Origin of the sequence: Streptomyces sp. NPDC097617, from assembly GCF_044761485.1 — a bacterium.
GTDB lineage: Bacteria > Actinomycetota > Actinomycetes > Streptomycetales > Streptomycetaceae > Streptomyces.
The window spans coordinates 62078-78397 of the sequence record NZ_JBIWCL010000035.1; the positions used below are offsets into that span (position 1 = coordinate 62078).

Below are 16320 nucleotides of genomic sequence, written 5' to 3' on the forward strand. Positions count from 1 at the left end.
GCATGACCGACCGGCCTCGCGTCGACGTGCACACCACCACGATCAGCAGCAGCGCCGACGACGTGTACAGCCGCTTGGAGAGCGTCGGGCAGTGGTCCCAGATGTTCGAACCGACCATCCACAGCACGGAACTGGCCCGGGAGGGGAACAAGCAGACGATCCAGCTGTGGGCCATCGCCAACGGGGAACCCAAGTCCTGGGTCTCCGAGCGTCACCTCGACCCCGTCGCACGCACCATCCGCTTCGCGCAGACGGTCACCGCGCCGCCCGTCGCGGAGATGTCGGGCGAGTGGGAGGTCCTGCCCCTGACCGAGGACAGCTGCTCCGTCCGGCTGACGCACACCTACCGCGCGGAGGACGACTCCGAGGAGGCGCTCGCCTGGATAGCCAAGGCCGTGGACACCAACAGCACCAAGGAACTCGCGGCGCTGAAGACCGCCCTCGAACGGGAGGCGGACAGCGAGCTGAGCGCCTTCACCTTCGCTGACTCCGTGGAGACCACGGCCGACCCCGTCCTGCTGTTCTCCTTCCTGGACCGCGGCGAACTGTGGTCCGGACGGCTGGACCACGTCGCCGAGGTCGAGATGAAGGAGTTCCCCGACGGGCTGCAACTGCTCCGGATGCGGACGAGGACCCCGGACGGCGACAGCCACGTCACGGAGTCCTACCGGGTGTCCCAGAGCCCGGCCAGGCTGCTGTACAAGCAGGTGACGCTGCCGGCGCTGCTGGAGCTGCACACCGGCGAGTGGACCATCTCCCCGTCCGGCGAGAGCTGGAAGGTCACCTCGAAGCACACGGTGGCGATCAACCCCGAAGCGGTGCAGAAGGTCCTCGGCCCGGACGCGACCGTCGCGGACGCCAGGGAAGTCGCCCGGCGGAACCTGGGGAACAACAGCCTGCGGACCCTCGAAGCCGCGGTCCGCTGGGCCGATGCCGCCGCGCCGCAGCGGTGAGCGGGAACCTGACCGCGCCCGGGGCCTCCGACGTCGTCGTCGTCGGCGCCGGGCCCAGCGGCCTGCTCCTGGCGGGGATCCTCGCCGGGGCGGGCGCGCGGGTCACCGTACTGGAATCGCGCGGCGCGCCGGACCCGCAGATCCGCGCTTCGACCCTGCACGCCCGCGCCATGGAGATCTTCGACTCCCACGGAGTGGAGTTCGCACCCGAGCTACCCCACAGCACCCACGGGCACTACGGCGGCCTGCCCGTGGACCTCTCGCGCGTCGAGTCCGACCGGGCCGGCGTCCGGCGGTGCCCGCAGCCCGAACTCGTACGGACACTGAGCGGCTGGGCCGGCCGCCGCGGGGCGCGGCTGCTGTACGGGGAACACGTGGAGTCCGTCCACGGGCAGGGCCAGCACCGTCTGGTGAGCACCCGGACCGGCCGGACCTTCGGCGCGGCGCTGCTGGTCGCGGCGGACGGACAGCGGAGCACGGTCCGTGCGCTGCTCGGCATCCACTGCGAGGGTGCCCCGGCCACGCGCGTCCTGGTGCAGGCCGACCTCCTCCGGAGCCCCGTGCCGGGACGGCGCTTCGAGCGGCGGGGGCGTTACACCGTCACCGCCGCCCCGCTCAGCGACGAGGTCACCCGGCTGATGATCCACGATCCGCGGTGGCCCGTGGGCCGGCCGCGCACGGCGGAGGACCTCGCCGCCGCCTGGCACGCCGCCACCGGCGAGGTGCTGCCGGCCGAGCCTTCGTGGCTGCGGACGTTCAGCGACGACACGAGCGTCGCGCACCGGCTGGTCGAAGGCCGTGACGTGCTGTGCGGTGACGCGGCCCATCCCTTCATCCCCATCGGAGGGCAGGCGTTGAACACGTCCCTGATGGACGCCGAGGCACTCGGCTGGCGGATCCTGGCGCACCTGGAGGACGGGGACCCGCAGGGGCTCCTGGAGTACGGGGAGGAACGCGCCGCCTGGCTGGACGTGCTCGCGCGCAGACTGCGCGCGCAGGCGCGCCTGCTGTTCGACACCGACGAGGCAGCCACCGCGCACAAGGCGCGCGTGGCCGAGCGCCTGAACAGCGACGAGGCCTACCGGCAGAAGATCGCCGACTCCCTGGCGGGCGTCGACGTGTGCTACCCGGCGGCCACCGGCGGGATCCGCCGCCGTCTCGGCCCGGCCCAGCTGCGCGAGGCCGGGGCCGCCCGCCGTACGACCCGCGTCCGAAGGGGGTCCGTGACCGACGGCGGCACCCGGGTGGACGCCTGGATCAGGCCCGATCACCACTGGTACCCGACGGCCCCTGACGAGGCCCGGCAGGATTGGAATGACGCGGTGCGCCCTCTTGACGACCACGTAGCCGAGGCGGCGCGGTGAAAGCGTTCCTGTTTCCCGGCCAGGGGACCCAGAAGGTCGGTATGGGCTCTTACCTGCGCGAGGAGTACCCGGGCCTGGTCGAGCCGCTGTGGCAGGAGGCGGACGAGATCCTGGGGTACTCCCTGAGCCGCCTCTGCGAGGAAGGGCCGGTCGAGAAGCTGCGGCACATGCCGGTCACCCAGCCGGCCGTCTTCCTGTGCAGCTACACGGCGCTGGTCGCCGCGCGGGCCAAGGGCGCGGAGCCGGACGTCGTCGCGGGCCACAGCCTGGGCGAGTACTCGGCTCTCGCGGCGGCCGGGGTGCTGACCTGGAGGGAAGTGCTCCAGCTCGTCCATCGCCGTGGTGAGCTCATGGCGCAGGTGCAGGAACAGGTGGACGGGAAGATGGCGGCCGTCCTCGGACTGTCGATCGAGCAGGTCGAGCGGGCCTGTGCGCGGGTGCGGGCGGACACCGGGGAGGTGGTCGAGGTGGCCAACCACAACGAGCGCCTCCAGGCCGTGGTCTCCGGCCAGACCGCCGCCATCGACCTGCTGGTCGAGCGGGTCACGACGATGACGGACGCCCGCGCGACCGTGCTGAGGATCGGCGGCCCGGCCCACTCCAGTCTGATGGGGAGCGCGACGGCGGACGTCGTGGAGTACCTGCAGCGCTTCGACTTCCGGCCGCCCCGGGTGCCCCTGATCTCCGGTTCGACCGCCGCACTGTACGCGTCCGGTGAGGAGATCAAGCGCCAGCTCGGCGATCAGCTGGTGCACCGGGTGCGCTGGGTGGACGTGATGGCCGAGCTCAAACGGCTGTCGGTGTCGCGGACTTGGGAGCTGGGGCCGGGCAAGGTCCTCTCGGGGTTCGTCCAGAGGTCGCTGCCCGGCGTGCCGGCCTATCGTGCCAACGACCTGCCGTCCTTCCTGGCCGGCGTGACGGGCTGGTGAACCGGTGAATCACATGGTGCGACGAGCGCCGACCGCTGCCGGGGGGGAGCGGGCGTCCGACGGGGCGGGCACCTCGCCCGGACCCCTCGTCCTGATGCTGCCCGGGCAGGGTTCGCAGTTCGGCGCGATGGGGGCCCCGCTCTACGACGCCGACCCCCGATTCCGGCGGGCGCTCGACGACTTCTTCGACGCGTTCGGCGCCGGCGCGCAGCGGCTCAGGCAGGTGTGGCGTCACGGCTCTCCCCGGGAACTCGAGCAGGGGGCCTTCGCCCAGCCGCTGCTTTTCGGGATCGGCTACGCCGCCGGAAGGGTCTGGCTGGAGGACCTGAAGGGCGCCGACGTGACCCTGATCGGCCACAGCGTGGGTGAATTGGCGGCGGCCACGCTCGCGGGCGTCTTCGACCTCGAACTGGCCGGTGCGCTCCTGAAGGAGCGGGCCCGGCTGCTCGAAGAGGCTCCCCGCGGCGGCATGATCGCCTGCCGCGCCACGGAGGCAGAGGTGCAGGAGCACCTCGACGCCATGGGCGGACGGGCTGTCGTCGCGGCGGAGAACGCGGACAACCAGTGCGTCGTGAGCTGTGCGGAGGAGGACCTCCCGGACACGGTGCGAGGCCTTGGCGCCCGGGGGGTGCCGTGCATGCGCGCCGCGGCGGCCGAGCCGTTCCACTCCCCGCTCCTGGCCCCGGCCGCCCTTGAGTTCGAGGAGTTCCTGGCGCGGCGCGAGCGGGAGCTGTCGCCCGCGAAGTCACCGATGGTCTCGGCCTACTCGGCACGAAGGGTCAGCGACCGGGATGCGGAGCCCGCTCGGTTCTGGACGCATCAGATGGCCGAAAAGGTGTTCTTCTGGAAGGCGATCGTCAGCAACTGTAGTTCCAGTATGCACACGTTCGTGGAGATCGGCCCTGGAACGGCCCTTTCCATGGCTGTCCGTCGGTTGCCATCGGTTCGCGACGGAGGTTCCGAAGTAGTCACCACGATGCCGCGTCACCGACGTGAGGCCGAACAGTGGAATTCCGTCCGGCGTGAGGTGGTCGAGCTGTTCAGTTGAGTCCTTAACGATTCTTAACGGGGCCGGGGTGAGGGCTCCCGACGTCGTGATGTGTGCAGAACTTGTCAAAAGTTTGCACGTTCGAAAAAATAAGCACATGGATCGGAAGGGGGTGCTGGTATTGTTGCTAAGCGTTGAACAGTTACTGATTCCGCAGATGCTTTCGCGTCCTCTTCTTCGCGGTGTCCCTCTCGAATCCCGCTCCTTCTTCTCCCGTCAGCTTTTCCGCTGCCCGTCAGGAGGTTGATGGCCAAGATCACACGGACGGCTCTTCGATAAATATTCACCTTGGCCGGGTCGAATAGTTAGCACGGGGGAAATGCAATGGGCTTAATCCGTTTCGATGTGCTGGGGTCGCTCCGGGTGCGGTGCGACGATGCGCTGGTGCGGCTGACCGGACAGAAATACCGGACCGTGGTTTCGTGTCTCGCTCTCCATCCCGAGAGTTCGGTGAGCATGGAGGAACTCCTCCACGCCGCGTGGAAGGGAAAGCGCCCGTCCAGCGCGCACCACCAGGTGCGGAAGATGATTTCCGCGCTCAGGCTCAGCTTCGACCAGGGCTGGGACCTGGTGGCGACGTCCCACGAGGGCTACATGCTGAAGTTGACGCCCGAGCACTCCGACGTCTCCGAGTTCTGCCGGCTCTACGACCGGGCGATGTCGAGTGCCTTCGCGAGCGACGAGGACCTGTCGGTGGCGTATTCGGCGCTGGCGCTCTGGCGGGGGAGGCCCTGCGAGGGATCGGAGCCCCGCGGGCAGGAGCGCTGGATCTCCGAACTGGTGGAACAGCACCGGGTGCTCCTGAACAAGACGGTGCAGGCCTTCCAGGAGCGCGGCCGCTCCGACGAGTTGACCTCGATACTGCGCGTGGCGTCGAAGATCCACAGGCAGCCGGTCCACCCGCACTCCGCCAGCGCCGTACCCGCCCCGGCCGGTCGGCCCTCGGGCGGAACGCACGCCCGCGAGAGTCCGGTACCGCCGCCCCTCCCGGCACGGTCCGGCGTCCCGGTCGGGCCGAACTGCTTACCGCGGGACCTCCAGGACTTCGGCGGACGCGAACGCGAGATCGACGAACTGCACACCCTCCTCTCGGGGGAGAAGCCCCACTCGCCGTCGGTGGCGACCCTGCACGGAATGGGCGGAGTCGGGAAGACGGCTGTCGCCGTCCGGCTGGCGCACCTGCTGGCCCGCCACTATCCGGACGGCCAGTTCTTCGTCTCCCTGGACGGCTTCTCGTCGTCCTGCGCGGCCAGCGTGTCCAGCGCGCTCGGGGTGCTGCTGCGGCAGAAGGGCGTCCCGGACGACGAGATCTCCTCGTCGGAGGAAGGGCGGCTGGCGCAGTGGCGGACCATCACGGCCGGTCAGCGGCTGCTCGTCGTGCTGGACGACGCCAGCGACATCGAGCAGGTGGAACCGCTCATAGCGCCCTCGCGCGACAGCGCCTGCATCATCACCTCCCGCATCATCCTCAACGGCATCGACGGAGCTCATCACACCTCGCTCGAAGTGCCGGACGAGGACGAGTGCCTGGAAATGCTCAGCTGCATGCTCGACCAGCGCTTCGAGAGCCTCGACACCCACGACGCGCGGGCGCTGATCCAGCAGTGCGCCAACCTGCCGCTGGCCCTGCGCCTGGCGGCGGCGCGCATCTCGACCCGCGACTTCCTCGACCTCCGTGAGCTCAGCGACCGGCTCGCCGCCACCTCCGTCTTCAGCGAGCTGGAGGTGCCCGGACGCAGCCTGATCGGCCGGCTCATCACCTCGTTCACCTCCCTGGAGGACTTCGACCACGACCGCTATCTGCGGCTGTCGCTCCTGCCCTGCCCCGATCTGGACGAGACCTCGGTCGCGGCCGCGCTCGGCCTGTCGACCGATCTCGTACGGTGCGCCTGCCGGCGCTTCGCCGACCGGGCGCTGTTACAGCGGACACGGGCCGGCGCCTACCGGGTGCATCCGCTGCTGCTGCACGCGGCGCACCTGGAAGCACAGAAGAAGATCACGTTCGACGAGCAGCGCCGCGTCATCCGCGCCGCCTTCCTCCACTACAAGGCCTCGAACGGCCTCGTGGGCTCCAGCCGTGTCAGCCCCTCGCCGAGTCCTGACGGGCACGTGGTGCTGAGGACCCTCACCCGGTCCGCCGAGCTCGCGGCGCGGCTCGACCTCCAGCAGGAGTTCATCGAACTGTGCGTGGCCTGGGAGGGGATGGTCAGCCTGGTGCTGGACACCCGCCAGCAGGAAGTGGTGTGGAACCTCATGCGCGACGCGACGCAGCAGTCCTCGGAAGCCGCATCGCAGCACCACCTCGGGCCGCCCGTACGAGAGCACGTCATGAACGTCTCCCGGGGCAGGGAGACGGAGCTCGTCCGCCGCTCCTAGTCCCTGGCCCAACGGCGGCCCTCTTCGCGTGAAGGGCCAGAACTCCACGCCGTGCGCGTGATCGGCACAAGACGCCTCCATCCGTGATCCCCAGAGGAAAGGAAGCCGGACGATGGGCCGAGTCCTTCCGTATCCGCCCGACAGCGAGGTACTTCTGCTGCCGAGACAGTACGGCCCGGCAGCGGGCGAGCAGGCCGTCACGACGAGGGCAGTCGTGGTGGGCGGGGGAGGCCTGTTGGGGAGGCACGTCCGCGCCGCGCTGGGCGGCCGCCCGAGCGAACGGGTGCGCGTCCCCTGGGACGACCACGCCCTCGCCTGTGCCCGACTCTACGCACTGGGAAGGGAGCTGGCCGCTCGAACCGTCCGCTGGAACCTCTACTGGTGCGCCGGCCTGGCCGTGTTCCACACCCCTGCCGAGCAGGTCGAGCGAGAACGCGTCCAGGTCGGCCGACTGCTCGCGGGAATCCACGACGGACTCGAACGGTCCGGCCTCCCTTCCGACGGTGCCCTGTTCTTCGCGTCGTCGGCGGGCGGCGCGTACGCAGGCTCGGCGCAGGCGCCCTTCACCGAGTTCTCCACCCCCGCTCCCCAGAACGCCTACGGCGAGGCCAAACTCGCGGTGGAGAAGGAGGCCGAGGCCCTGTCGCGCCGATGGCGGCTGCCCGTGGTGGCGGGCCGGATCACCAACCTCTACGGTCCCGGACAGAACCTCGGCAAGAACCAGGGCCTGGTCAGCGCCCTCGTCAAAGCACAGCTGACCGGAGAACCCCTGCGCCTGCGGGCCGCGCCGACCACGACGCGCGACTACATCTACGCGCGGGACTGCGCACGGATGGTCGTCGCGATGATGGATGCCGTGCGTTCCCGCACGCTGGGCAGGGACCCGTACGTCTGCAAGATCTTCGCCAGCGGGCGGTCGTTCCGGATCGACGGGCTTCTGGAGGTGGCCGAGCGCCTCTTCGACCAGCCGGTGCCCGTCCTCCACGAGTACCCGGCGGGCGGCACGAGCACGGACTTCTCCGTCACGTCCCGGGTGTGGGCGGACCTCGTGTCGTCCCCGTTCCTCAACATCGAGGAAGGGATGCGGGCCGTCCGTGCGGACCTCAGATACCGGCTCGACCTCGACTAGCGGTGGTGCGTCCTTCGCGCAGCCCACGAACACCGACCCGGGGAACAGGAGTCGACCAGGTCAGCCGCCTGCCCCGGAAGGCGGCCCGGAACGCGTCGTCGGCGGTCCTGCCCTGATGCCGGTGATCGGCGAGATCCTGCCCGCCGGCGTGGCGGTCTCCGAGGTGTTCGCCGACGATCCCGCCGCCTTCCTCTTCCCCGAGGAGGAGGCGGCGATCGCGCGGGCCGTGCCCGGACGCCGCCGCGAGTTCGCCACGGCCCGCCTCTGCGCCCGCCGGGCGCTGGCCGAGCTGGGGCGGCCGCCTGCCCCCCTGCTGCCGGGCGCACGCGGAGCCCCCTCATGGCCCGCGGGGGTGGTGGGCAGCATGACGCACTGCGAGGGCTACCGGGCGGCCGCGGTGGCGCGCCGTGGCGACTTCGCCGCCCTCGGGATCGACGCCGAACCCCACCGGCCCCTGCCCGCGCATGTGCTGGAGGCCGTCGCGGTGCCCGCCGAACACGCCAGGCACCGCGTGCTGAGCGCCACTGTCCCGGGGGTCTGCTGGGACCGTGTGCTGTTCTGCGCCAAGGAGGCGGTGTACAAAGCGTGGTTCCCGCGGACCGGCCTGCCCCTGGAGTTCGGCGAGGCCGACATCGCCTTGCGTACGGACGGTTCGTTCACCGTCCGCGTCCGACGCCGCCACCCCTCCCCGGAACACTTCACACCCCTTGTCTACGAGGGCCGCTGGGTCGCCACCTCCGCCCTGGTGGCCGCCGCCGTGGCCGAACCCGCCACCGCCCGTCCACCGCCGCGGGGCCCGTACGTGCCGCGGACCGCTGAACACGGGAGCGCCGGTCCTGGACGCGGCCGACCCCGGCCGGGACCTCGGGTCAGGTGAGGGTGAGGGGGAGGGCGGTCAGGCCGCGGGTGAGGCGGGTCCGGCGCCAGGTCAGGGATTCCGCGGGGACGGCCAGGCGCGTGTCCGGGAAGCGGGTCAGCAGGGTGCGGAGGGCGATTTCCGTCTCGGCCCGGGCCAGGGGGGCGCCCGGGCAGCGGTGGATGCCGTGGCCGAAGGAGAGGTGGCCGACGGCGTCGCGGTCGAGGTCGAGGCGGTGCGGGTCGGGGAACGCCGCCGGGTCGCGGTTCGCGGCCCCGGGGGCGATGAGCACCGGGAAGCCCGCCGGGATCTCGACCCCGCCGATGCGCAGGTCCTCCGTGCTGTGCCGGAAGGTGGCGACGCTCACCGGGGAGTCGAAGCGGAGCAGTTCGTCGAGGGCGCCGGGGAGCAGGTCGGGGTCCCGGCGCAGGCGGTCGAACGCCTCCGGGTGCCGGAGCAGGGCCAGGACGGCGTTGCCGATGAAGTGGGTGGTCGTCTCGTGCCCGGCGATCATGAGGAGTGCGGCCAGGGAGACGGTCTCGTCCCGGTCGAGGCCGCCCTCGTCGCAGTCGCGCAGGAGGGAGTGGAGCGGGCCGTCGCCGGGAGTGGCGCGGGCGGTGTCGACGAGGTGGGTCAGGTAGTCGCCGATCCGGTGTGATGCGGCGTCGACGCGGTCGGTGTCGGTCGCGTCGAAGAGAGCGTGGGACCAGTCGGCGAGGGGGGTGCGGTCGGTTTCGGGCACCCCCAGGAGTTCGCAGACGACGGTGACCGGCAGGGGGACCGCCAGGTCCGCCACCAGGTCGACCTCTGTGCCCGGTCGCCACGCGGTCATGAGGTCGTCGACGATCCGGGTGATGTACGGGCGCAGTTCCCGGACGCGACCGGTGGTGAACAGGGGCGTCGCCACCTGCCGTTGGCGGGTGTGCTCGGGTGGGTCGCTCGCCAGCATGGTGCGGGAGACCGCCGGGTGCAGGTCGCGGTTCGAGGGCCGGCCGGCGAAGAAGCGGGCCGTGTCCTTGGACAGGCGGGGGTCGGTGAACGCTTCGCGGGCCTCGGGGTGGCCGGCGATCAGGTACGCGTGGTGTCCGCCGGAGCCGGTGGGAATGCGCTGGACCGGGCAGCCTTCGCGCAGCCGGTCGTAGGCGGGGTACGGGTCGGCGAACAAGCGCGGGTCGCGCAGGGGGTCCTGCCGCGGGGCGCTCACGAGGCCGCGCACGCGTGCTCGGGTGCCGGGTGCCGTGCGCAGGCGTCCGCCACGAGCAGCAGCCACGCGGTCTCCGCCGCCTCCACCTCGGCGTCGCCCCCATGGGTGTCGGCCTCGGTGCTGCCCCGCGTCACACGTGGCGCGAAGCTGCTCAAGGTCCATGTCCTCACTCTGGTGACGCGGCCGGGGTGGTCGGCCGGGGTGAACTCTCCCGGGAAGCCTGGTACGCGCCCCCATGCTGGCATGTTCGCGACTCCGATTGTCCAGGGCCTGCTCGACCGCGGGCAGGTGGACGACAGGGCTGTGGTCGGCGCCCGCCCGGCCTGCCTTGTAGCCAGGCACGTTCTCAGCGCGGTCGGCGGCGCCGTCCTCGGCGTCGAAGACGACGAACACCTCCTGGCCCGGACAGTGCTCGCGGTGGGCCTTGCGCAGCAGGGCGACGAACCCGAACAGGCCGGTCAGGTCCTCCCCGCTGGGCCCGGTCACCCTCCGGGAAACCCGAAGTGGGCCCGGTAGAGGAGATGATGGCCATCCACGAGCATCAGCGAAGCCCCAGGCTCGGCGGAGCCTGGAGGCGCCCCGGCCTGTCGGTCGGCATGCGACCGCGTCGCGCCCACCAATGCGATGATCTTCCCCGTCGGGAACGACAAGCTCACCTCGCGCAGCGTCGGTTCCGGTTCGTCGCCGCTGCTGCCACTGCCGGGGTAGGTGAAGGAGACCTTCCCGAACCGGACCTCCCGCAGCCGCTCGGGCAACGCCCGCCCGCCCACGGGGATCGCCCGGGTCTTCGCCTCCCGGCACAGCCGCTCGAAGTCGGCCACGAACAGCGACTCCTGGTGCAACTCGGTGATCTGCAGCACCAGCATGTCCAGACTCGCAGCGCCGGTACGGATGGCCAGGGCGGCCGTGCCCGCGACCGCGAGGTCCATGGCCCCGCCCCACAGCAGGGCGCCCAGGGCCCCGTACGTGAGGAGGGTGGCGATGCCGCCGGCGCCGTCGGCGACGAGTCCGATCCGCGCCGCCCGGCGGGCCAGCCGGGTCTGCTCGCGTTCGCTGGTCTCGGCCATGGTCCGGAAGTGCCCGAGCAGGAACGGCCCGACTCCGTGGACGCGGACTTCCGCCGCCGCTTCCTTCTGGGTCAGCAGCTGGCCGAGCAGGTGCCCGGCCCGAGCGTGCTGCACGAAGGCGTGGAAGGAGATGTACTTCTGGCGGGAGATCATCAGCGAACTCCACGCGCTCGGCAGGGTCATCAGGACCAGCAGCGGCAGCAGCAACGGATGCAGGACGGTCAGCACGCCGGCCGCGGCGATCAACGACACGGCCGCGTTCAAGGTGTTGGTGCAGTAGCGGATCATGCGCCGGGCCGAGTCCGCCCCGTACCGGGCCGCATCCAGGAGCCGGTGGAACTCGTCGTCCTCGATCGCCGCGAGTTCCGTACGGTGCACAAGCCCCAGGTACTGCTCGGTCGCCACCCGCTGCACCTTCGGCTCCAGCGCTCCGGTGGCCGCCGTCGAGGCCGAGCGCAGCAGGGAGCCGAGGAACGCCGTGACGGCCACGACCGTGAGCGCGGGCACGGCCTGGGTAAGGCGTTGGTTGGTGCTGCCGCCCGCGAGGATGTGCCCGAGCACGCTGTTGACCGCGACCAGGCCGACCGCCCGGGCGATTCCGCGGCCGGCCTCGGAGGCCAGGACCAGGCGCAGGGCCCGGGGATCGGCCAGGTGGGCGAGCCGCAGTCCGGTCCCGACCAGCCGGGGCAGCTGCCTCGCCATCGTCCAGAGCCCTGTCGCGGATCACGCGGTCGCTCCGCTGAAGTGCTGCGTCCAGGGTGCGACGGAGTTGAACTGGAATGGCGCCAGAGCCCAGGGCGCAGGCCTCGGCGAGGTCACGGCAGGCGGCAAGTTGCGTCGGAGGGGCCAGTTTGGTGAACAGAGGGTCGGCCAGCGCTTCCCGTGCGGCGAAGCCGTCGCGAGCATCGGTGATGTGGCGGTGCAGCTGGTTGGTGATGCGCTGGGCGGCCGGGCTTGCAGGGGAGGCGATGGTGGCCAGGGCCGTGAGGCGGAGTCTGGTGTCGAAGACCGTCATGCCCTGCTCGACGGGGACGGCGAGCACCGCGGCCTCGAGTTCGTTCTCCTGAGCGTGGCCCAGGCCGTCGGAGGCCCGGTGGCACAGCGCGTGCAGGCAGGCGGTGACGGCGTGCTCCCACGGGTCGTCGCCGCCGGCGGCGGTCTCGGCGATGAGTGCGGCGGCGTGGCTGGTGTCGCCGCTGGTGAGGGCGGCGACGACGGCGATCTGTCGGCCGTCGAACATCCGCTTGCCAATGCCCTGGTGTTCGCGTGTGTGCGCGAGGGCTTCGGCCCACCGGCCGGCTCCGGTGAGGGTGCGTGAGCCGTCGGCGAGGAGGACACGCCACAGCCACGCTCGGACTTCTTGCCGGTCGGCTTCGGTCTGCACGAGGTCGGCAGGGACGTGCACGTCGTCGAATCGGTCGGCGGTGCCGTTGCTGACGGCTTCGGAGAGGCGCAGGAGACGGTCGAGGCCGTCGGCGGGGTGCCCGGCGCGGATCTGGAGGCGTGCGAGGTTGACGACCGGTTCGAGGGCCCGGATCGCGGTCATGGCGGGGAGCGGGGTGGCGTGCAGGTAGGCGTCGGCGTGCTGGTGGCACATCTGGCGGGCGAGGTCGGGAAGGCCGACATCAAAGGCGATGAGGGCGGCCTGGTTGTAGACGGCCGAAGCGAGGCCCTGGTCTGTTCCGGCGGCGGCGGAATCGGAGAGCGTCACGAGGGTATGGACGCGGTCGGGCAGGGGAAGGCAGGCGGGCCGGAAGCGTGAAACGAGGGGGAAGCGTCGGGCTAACTGGCCGTGCGGGTCCATAAAGTTCTCCGAGGGGTTGGCCAGCCGTGTGGTGCCCGCCGCCGAAGAACGGGCGGCGGGCACCACACGGTCATGGGCGCACGGTCAGTTCCAGTCGATGACGATCCGGTTCAGGGGCGTGTCGACGGTGAACTGGCCGGGACGTTCCTCGGGGGCCGGGGTCTGCAGGGACTGGACCTCGAAGTCGGCCTTCCGGCTGCGGTAGTTGCGGTCCCAGGTGCGGATCGCCTCGGCAACCTTGGCGGCGAGCTCGCCGAGCGAGCTGAGCGAAGGCGTCCTCCCACACGGTGCGCACGGTGCGGCCCCGGCATCACCCTGGCCGACGTTGATGAGATCGCCATCGCCTTCAACCCGGCCTGGCCTACGCCGAGCGACATCTGCACGGACGCCGAGCTGATCGCCGAACTCCTCGACCCCGCCCTGTTCGGCCACCACCGGCCCCGGCAGGTCACCGTGGTCGAGCACCACCTCGCGCACGCAGCCTCCGCCTTCTACCCCTCCGGCTTCGACGAGGCCGCCGTCCTGGTGGTCGGCGTCTCCGGCGACGGCGTCTCCGCCACCCTCGCCCACGGCACCGCCGACGGACTGAAGGTCCTGCGCCAGTTCCCGTTCAGCCAGTCGCTGGGCTGGTTCTACGAGACCGTCGCCGAACACCTCGGACTCGGCAACTGGACCAGCTCCGGCAAGCTCATGGGCCTGGCCGGCTACGGCAACCCCGACCGCTACACCCTCGACTTCCTCACCGCCCGCGCCGGCGGCTCGTCGAGAAGGAGCTGAGCGACGTCATCGTGACGGCCGCAGTGGCACTTGCCACCATCAGCCCGGACCCCGAGAAAGCGCTCGCCGGCCATGTCCAGGGCCTGCTGGCGCGCCTCAGCCTCGACTGACCCGGGCCGGCCGCCACGCAGGAGGGCCCGCACAGCTGCTGCTGTGCGGGCCCTCCTTTCTGCTCCCGACTTTGCAGGTGCGCACTTCTGGCTGATCGTCTCCCGGTCTCCTGAGTGGGAGACAAGTGGGAGATGATCATGGCGCGGTGCTGCAGTCAGGCGCTAGGAAATGCTGGATAGCGCTACCTGTGCGGCCCTGGTTCAGCCGCCGGATTCGCCCGCGTGCGGGCTGAGCACACCGGCTCCCACCAGCACGAAGAGCAGGATGCCGAGCAGGATCCGGTAGATCACGAAGGGCATGAAGCTCTTCGTGGTGATGAACTTCATGAACGAGTTCAAGCCGAGGTTCTGAGCGGCTCTGACCTGCTGTTTCACTGCCCTCCCAGATTGAATGGGAGAGCAGTGGGAGATGTCGCTTTCCAGTGTTCTCTCCCTCGCCGGCCACGAAGCGCAGCCACCTTGTTTGCAGCGAATCGGCGATCTCCTGCTCCAAGGTCAGGGGAACGTGCGAGACCTTCCACGTCGGCGACCTCGTGGCCCATGCGGGTCTCCACGGCGATGCGACTGTGTCGATCTTCGTCCAACCACTACTTGCCGCCGTGACGAAGCAGGTACAGCCGCTTCCCGGCGTATGCGGTCGCAGGGACATCCGGAAGGGGACGGCGGGAGGTGACCAGCTGGGGCTGGCCCAGGCGAACCCTCGTGAACTCCTCGGAGGCCGGTCGACCGCGCAAGACCGGCTGCCAGTAGTAGTAGCTGAAGTTTGCGTTGGCCAGCAGCCCGCCGCCAATGGCCGGGAACAGGTACTCGTGGTCATGGGTGGCGAAGAGCGCCGTGAGCCTTTTCCATCTTCAGCCTGAGCTGGCCAGATGCAGGGTGAGGACAGCTCGTCTCGTCATAGAGCTCGCCCATGGTCTGACTGGTCGGCCAGGTCGCTGGCGGGACCGGAAGAGCCGGACGCTTGAAGAAGCTCTGGGCGTGATCCTTGGAGAGATCGAGGCACGGGCGGTGGAGGACGCTCGGCGCAGGCAGGATGAACAGCAGGCCAGGGCAGAACGCGAAGTTCGCTGGCAAGCGGCCATGGACGTGGCGAAGGAACGAGTTGTTCGCGGTCAACTCGCTGAGGTGCTTCGCGAAGAGGTCGGGCGCTGGCAAGAGGCCGCTGCCCTCAGCGCGTACTGCACGGCATTGCAGCGTCGTATCGGCGAGCTGGACGGTGCTGTGGACGAGGCGGCTTTGGACTCGGCCCGGCGTTGGTTGCGGTGGGCAAGGGGGTACGCGGGGTCGATCGACCCATTGACTCGGCTTCCAGGAATGCCGCACACGCGTGAGCCCACGCCGGCGGAACTGAAGCCATACCTCAAGGGATGGAGCCCCTACGGACCGGAACGGCGCGACGGACGATGACGTGAGCAGCCGGCCAGAGGTGCGGCTCGCACGACTGGTGGCGGGCGGCGCCCGTCAGTCGTCCTTGGCGATCCAGGATTCCCGCCGCCGCAAGCCGGGCTGTTCGTCGGCGCGGCCGCTCAGAGAGCTCGCCGCACGACATCCCCGCGCGCAGGCACCGGGATCGGGTACCGCCTAAGATCCGGCTGAGGTCGATCTCCACAGGGAACAGAACCGCCCCCTTGATCACCCCGCTGAACGCCCCACCGTCCCGGGCCCTGCCTGAACCTGCGCGGGTGCCCCGGATGTCAAGGCCGTTCTGCCACCTGAGAACAGGGACTTCCCGCAGCGCTAGGGTTTCCGGGACAGAGGTAATGGCACGCTGCCGACCAGGGGAACGAAACACCATGGGACACGGAGCACGAAAGCAACTGGCGAAGCTGCTCGACGCCTCCGAGATATGCGGGGACTTCAGTACCCGCATCGAGATGTCCGCCCGCGCGCTGCGGATCGAGGTCGACGGCGTCGGGGTGCTGCCCCTGCCGTTGCGCGCTCCGGTCACCAAGAAGCTGATCGCGCAGGCCCGGCAGGCCCGCTTCGGCCGCGGTGAGCAGACCCTGGCCGACACCAGCGTGCGCGATACCTGGGAGATCACCCCGGACCGGATCACCCTGGGCGGCCCCGACTGGGACCGCACCCTGAGCGTCGTCCTCGAGGGCGTCCGTACCGCGCTCGGACTGCCGCCCACCACCGTCCTGCGGGCCGAACCGCACGCGCTGCTCGTCTACGGCAAGGGCCAGTTCTTCCTGCCGCACCAGGACTCCGAGAAGGACGACTCCATGGTGGGCACCCTGGTGGTCTCGCTGCCCTCGCACCACACCGGCGGTGAACTCGTCGTCTCGCACGTCGGCCGGAGCGTCGTGCACCAGGCGTCCCGGGAGAAGCTGACCTTCGCTGCCTTCTACGCGGACTGCCTGCACGAGGTCAAGCCCGTCAAGTCCGGCTACCGCGTCACCCTCACCATGAACCTCCTCGCCGAACGCACCCGCCCGGCCGGCGAGGACGACGGCGGCCCGGCCGCCGACCTGGCCCACTGCCTGACCGAACACTTCACCGAGCCGGCCGAAGAGCGCTACGCCCACGGCCGCCAGAAAACGGCGCCCCCGAACCGCCTCGTGTACCTCCTCGACCACGAGTACACCCAGCGTGGCCTGGACTGGGAGATGGTGTCCCGTGGAGTGGTGTAGCTGATCTTGGCTGGGAAGTGCGCCGTCTGGGTGCTCCCGCGTGCATCGGCTGTGGGGGAATGCTCCCTGA

The 16320-nt window shown here is 70.5% G+C and carries 14 protein-coding genes and 3 pseudogenes; 11 read left to right on the forward strand and 6 right to left on the reverse strand.

What is annotated here, in order from left to right; all coding sequences use genetic code 11:
• Positions 1 to 2: 2 nt before the first annotated feature.
• From ACIQZO_RS36800 to ACIQZO_RS36830, 7 genes are all read left to right on the forward strand, one after another.
• The gene (locus ACIQZO_RS36800; protein WP_403635236.1) at positions 3 to 953 is read left to right on the forward strand and encodes an SRPBCC family protein; all 951 of its coding nucleotides are present in this window, start codon (positions 3 to 5) and stop codon (positions 951 to 953) included.
• On the forward strand, positions 950 to 2317 hold the full coding sequence (locus tag ACIQZO_RS36805; protein ID WP_403635238.1) for an FAD-dependent monooxygenase: 1368 nt from the start codon (positions 950 to 952) through the stop codon (positions 2315 to 2317). The genes ACIQZO_RS36800 and ACIQZO_RS36805 overlap by 4 nt, the downstream gene beginning before the upstream one ends.
• Complete coding sequence (fabD, locus tag ACIQZO_RS36810) at positions 2314 to 3246, forward strand: ACP S-malonyltransferase (RefSeq protein ID WP_403635241.1); 933 nt, start codon at positions 2314 to 2316, stop codon at positions 3244 to 3246. The genes ACIQZO_RS36805 and fabD overlap by 4 nt, the downstream gene beginning before the upstream one ends.
• A 13-nt stretch (positions 3247 to 3259) precedes the next feature.
• Positions 3260 to 4294, forward strand: a complete 1035-nt coding sequence (locus tag ACIQZO_RS36815; RefSeq protein WP_403635243.1) for an acyltransferase domain-containing protein — start codon at positions 3260 to 3262, stop codon at positions 4292 to 4294.
• 525 nt (positions 4295 to 4819) lie between these two features.
• The gene (locus ACIQZO_RS36820; protein WP_403635246.1) at positions 4820 to 6670 is read left to right on the forward strand and encodes an NB-ARC domain-containing protein; all 1851 of its coding nucleotides are present in this window, start codon (positions 4820 to 4822) and stop codon (positions 6668 to 6670) included.
• Positions 6671 to 6782: 112 nt separating this feature from the next.
• Positions 6783 to 7799: an NAD-dependent epimerase/dehydratase family protein gene (locus tag ACIQZO_RS36825; RefSeq protein WP_403635248.1), complete on the forward strand. Its 1017-nt coding sequence runs from the start codon at positions 6783 to 6785 to the stop codon at positions 7797 to 7799.
• A gap of 115 nt (positions 7800 to 7914) precedes the next feature.
• A complete protein-coding gene (locus ACIQZO_RS36830; protein ID WP_403635251.1) occupies positions 7915 to 8676 on the forward strand; it encodes a 4'-phosphopantetheinyl transferase in 762 nt (253 codons plus the stop codon).
• Here ACIQZO_RS36830 and ACIQZO_RS36835 read toward each other — a convergent pair.
• Positions 8669 to 9871, reverse strand: coding sequence for a cytochrome P450 (locus tag ACIQZO_RS36835; protein ID WP_403635282.1), 1203 nt, complete (start codon positions 9869 to 9871; stop codon positions 8669 to 8671). The genes ACIQZO_RS36830 and ACIQZO_RS36835 overlap by 8 nt on opposite strands.
• A complete protein-coding gene (locus ACIQZO_RS36840; RefSeq protein ID WP_403635254.1) occupies positions 9856 to 10014 on the reverse strand; it encodes a hypothetical protein in 159 nt (52 codons plus the stop codon). Before ACIQZO_RS36840 ends, ACIQZO_RS36835 begins: the two co-directional genes overlap by 16 nt.
• Before the next feature lie 88 nt (positions 10015 to 10102).
• Between ACIQZO_RS36840 and ACIQZO_RS36845 the strand changes: the two genes are divergently transcribed.
• The gene (locus ACIQZO_RS36845; protein ID WP_403635257.1) at positions 10103 to 10375 is read left to right on the forward strand and encodes a hypothetical protein; all 273 of its coding nucleotides are present in this window, start codon (positions 10103 to 10105) and stop codon (positions 10373 to 10375) included.
• Here the strand turns inward: ACIQZO_RS36845 and ACIQZO_RS36850 are convergent.
• From ACIQZO_RS36850 to ACIQZO_RS36860, 3 genes and pseudogenes are all read right to left on the reverse strand, one after another.
• Positions 10342 to 11628 (reverse strand): hypothetical protein, encoded by a 1287-nt coding sequence (locus tag ACIQZO_RS36850; protein ID WP_403635259.1) that lies wholly within the window; start codon positions 11626 to 11628, stop codon positions 10342 to 10344. The genes ACIQZO_RS36845 and ACIQZO_RS36850 overlap by 34 nt on opposite strands.
• A 13-nt stretch (positions 11629 to 11641) precedes the next feature.
• Positions 11642 to 12730 (reverse strand): annotated as a pseudogene (locus ACIQZO_RS36855) (hypothetical protein); the annotation flags it as partial.
• An 84-nt stretch (positions 12731 to 12814) separates the two neighbouring features.
• Positions 12815 to 12982: pseudogene (locus tag ACIQZO_RS36860) on the reverse strand (methyltransferase, FxLD system); the annotation flags it as partial.
• 201 nt (positions 12983 to 13183) lie between these two features.
• Here ACIQZO_RS36860 and ACIQZO_RS36865 point away from each other — a divergent pair.
• Positions 13184 to 13507, forward strand: coding sequence for a carbamoyltransferase N-terminal domain-containing protein (locus ACIQZO_RS36865; RefSeq protein WP_403635262.1), 324 nt, complete (start codon positions 13184 to 13186; stop codon positions 13505 to 13507).
• 311 nt (positions 13508 to 13818) lie between these two features.
• Here the strand turns inward: ACIQZO_RS36865 and ACIQZO_RS36870 are convergent.
• Positions 13819 to 13947, reverse strand: a pseudogene (locus ACIQZO_RS36870) (undecaprenyl-diphosphatase); the annotation flags it as partial.
• 648 nt (positions 13948 to 14595) lie between these two features.
• Between ACIQZO_RS36870 and ACIQZO_RS36875 the strand changes: the two are divergent.
• Positions 14596 to 15024, forward strand: coding sequence for a hypothetical protein (locus ACIQZO_RS36875; RefSeq protein ID WP_403635265.1), 429 nt, complete (start codon positions 14596 to 14598; stop codon positions 15022 to 15024).
• Between the two features lie 386 nt (positions 15025 to 15410).
• The gene (locus ACIQZO_RS36880; protein WP_403635268.1) at positions 15411 to 16250 is read left to right on the forward strand and encodes a 2OG-Fe(II) oxygenase; all 840 of its coding nucleotides are present in this window, start codon (positions 15411 to 15413) and stop codon (positions 16248 to 16250) included.
• Positions 16251 to 16320: the final 70 nt, after the last annotated feature.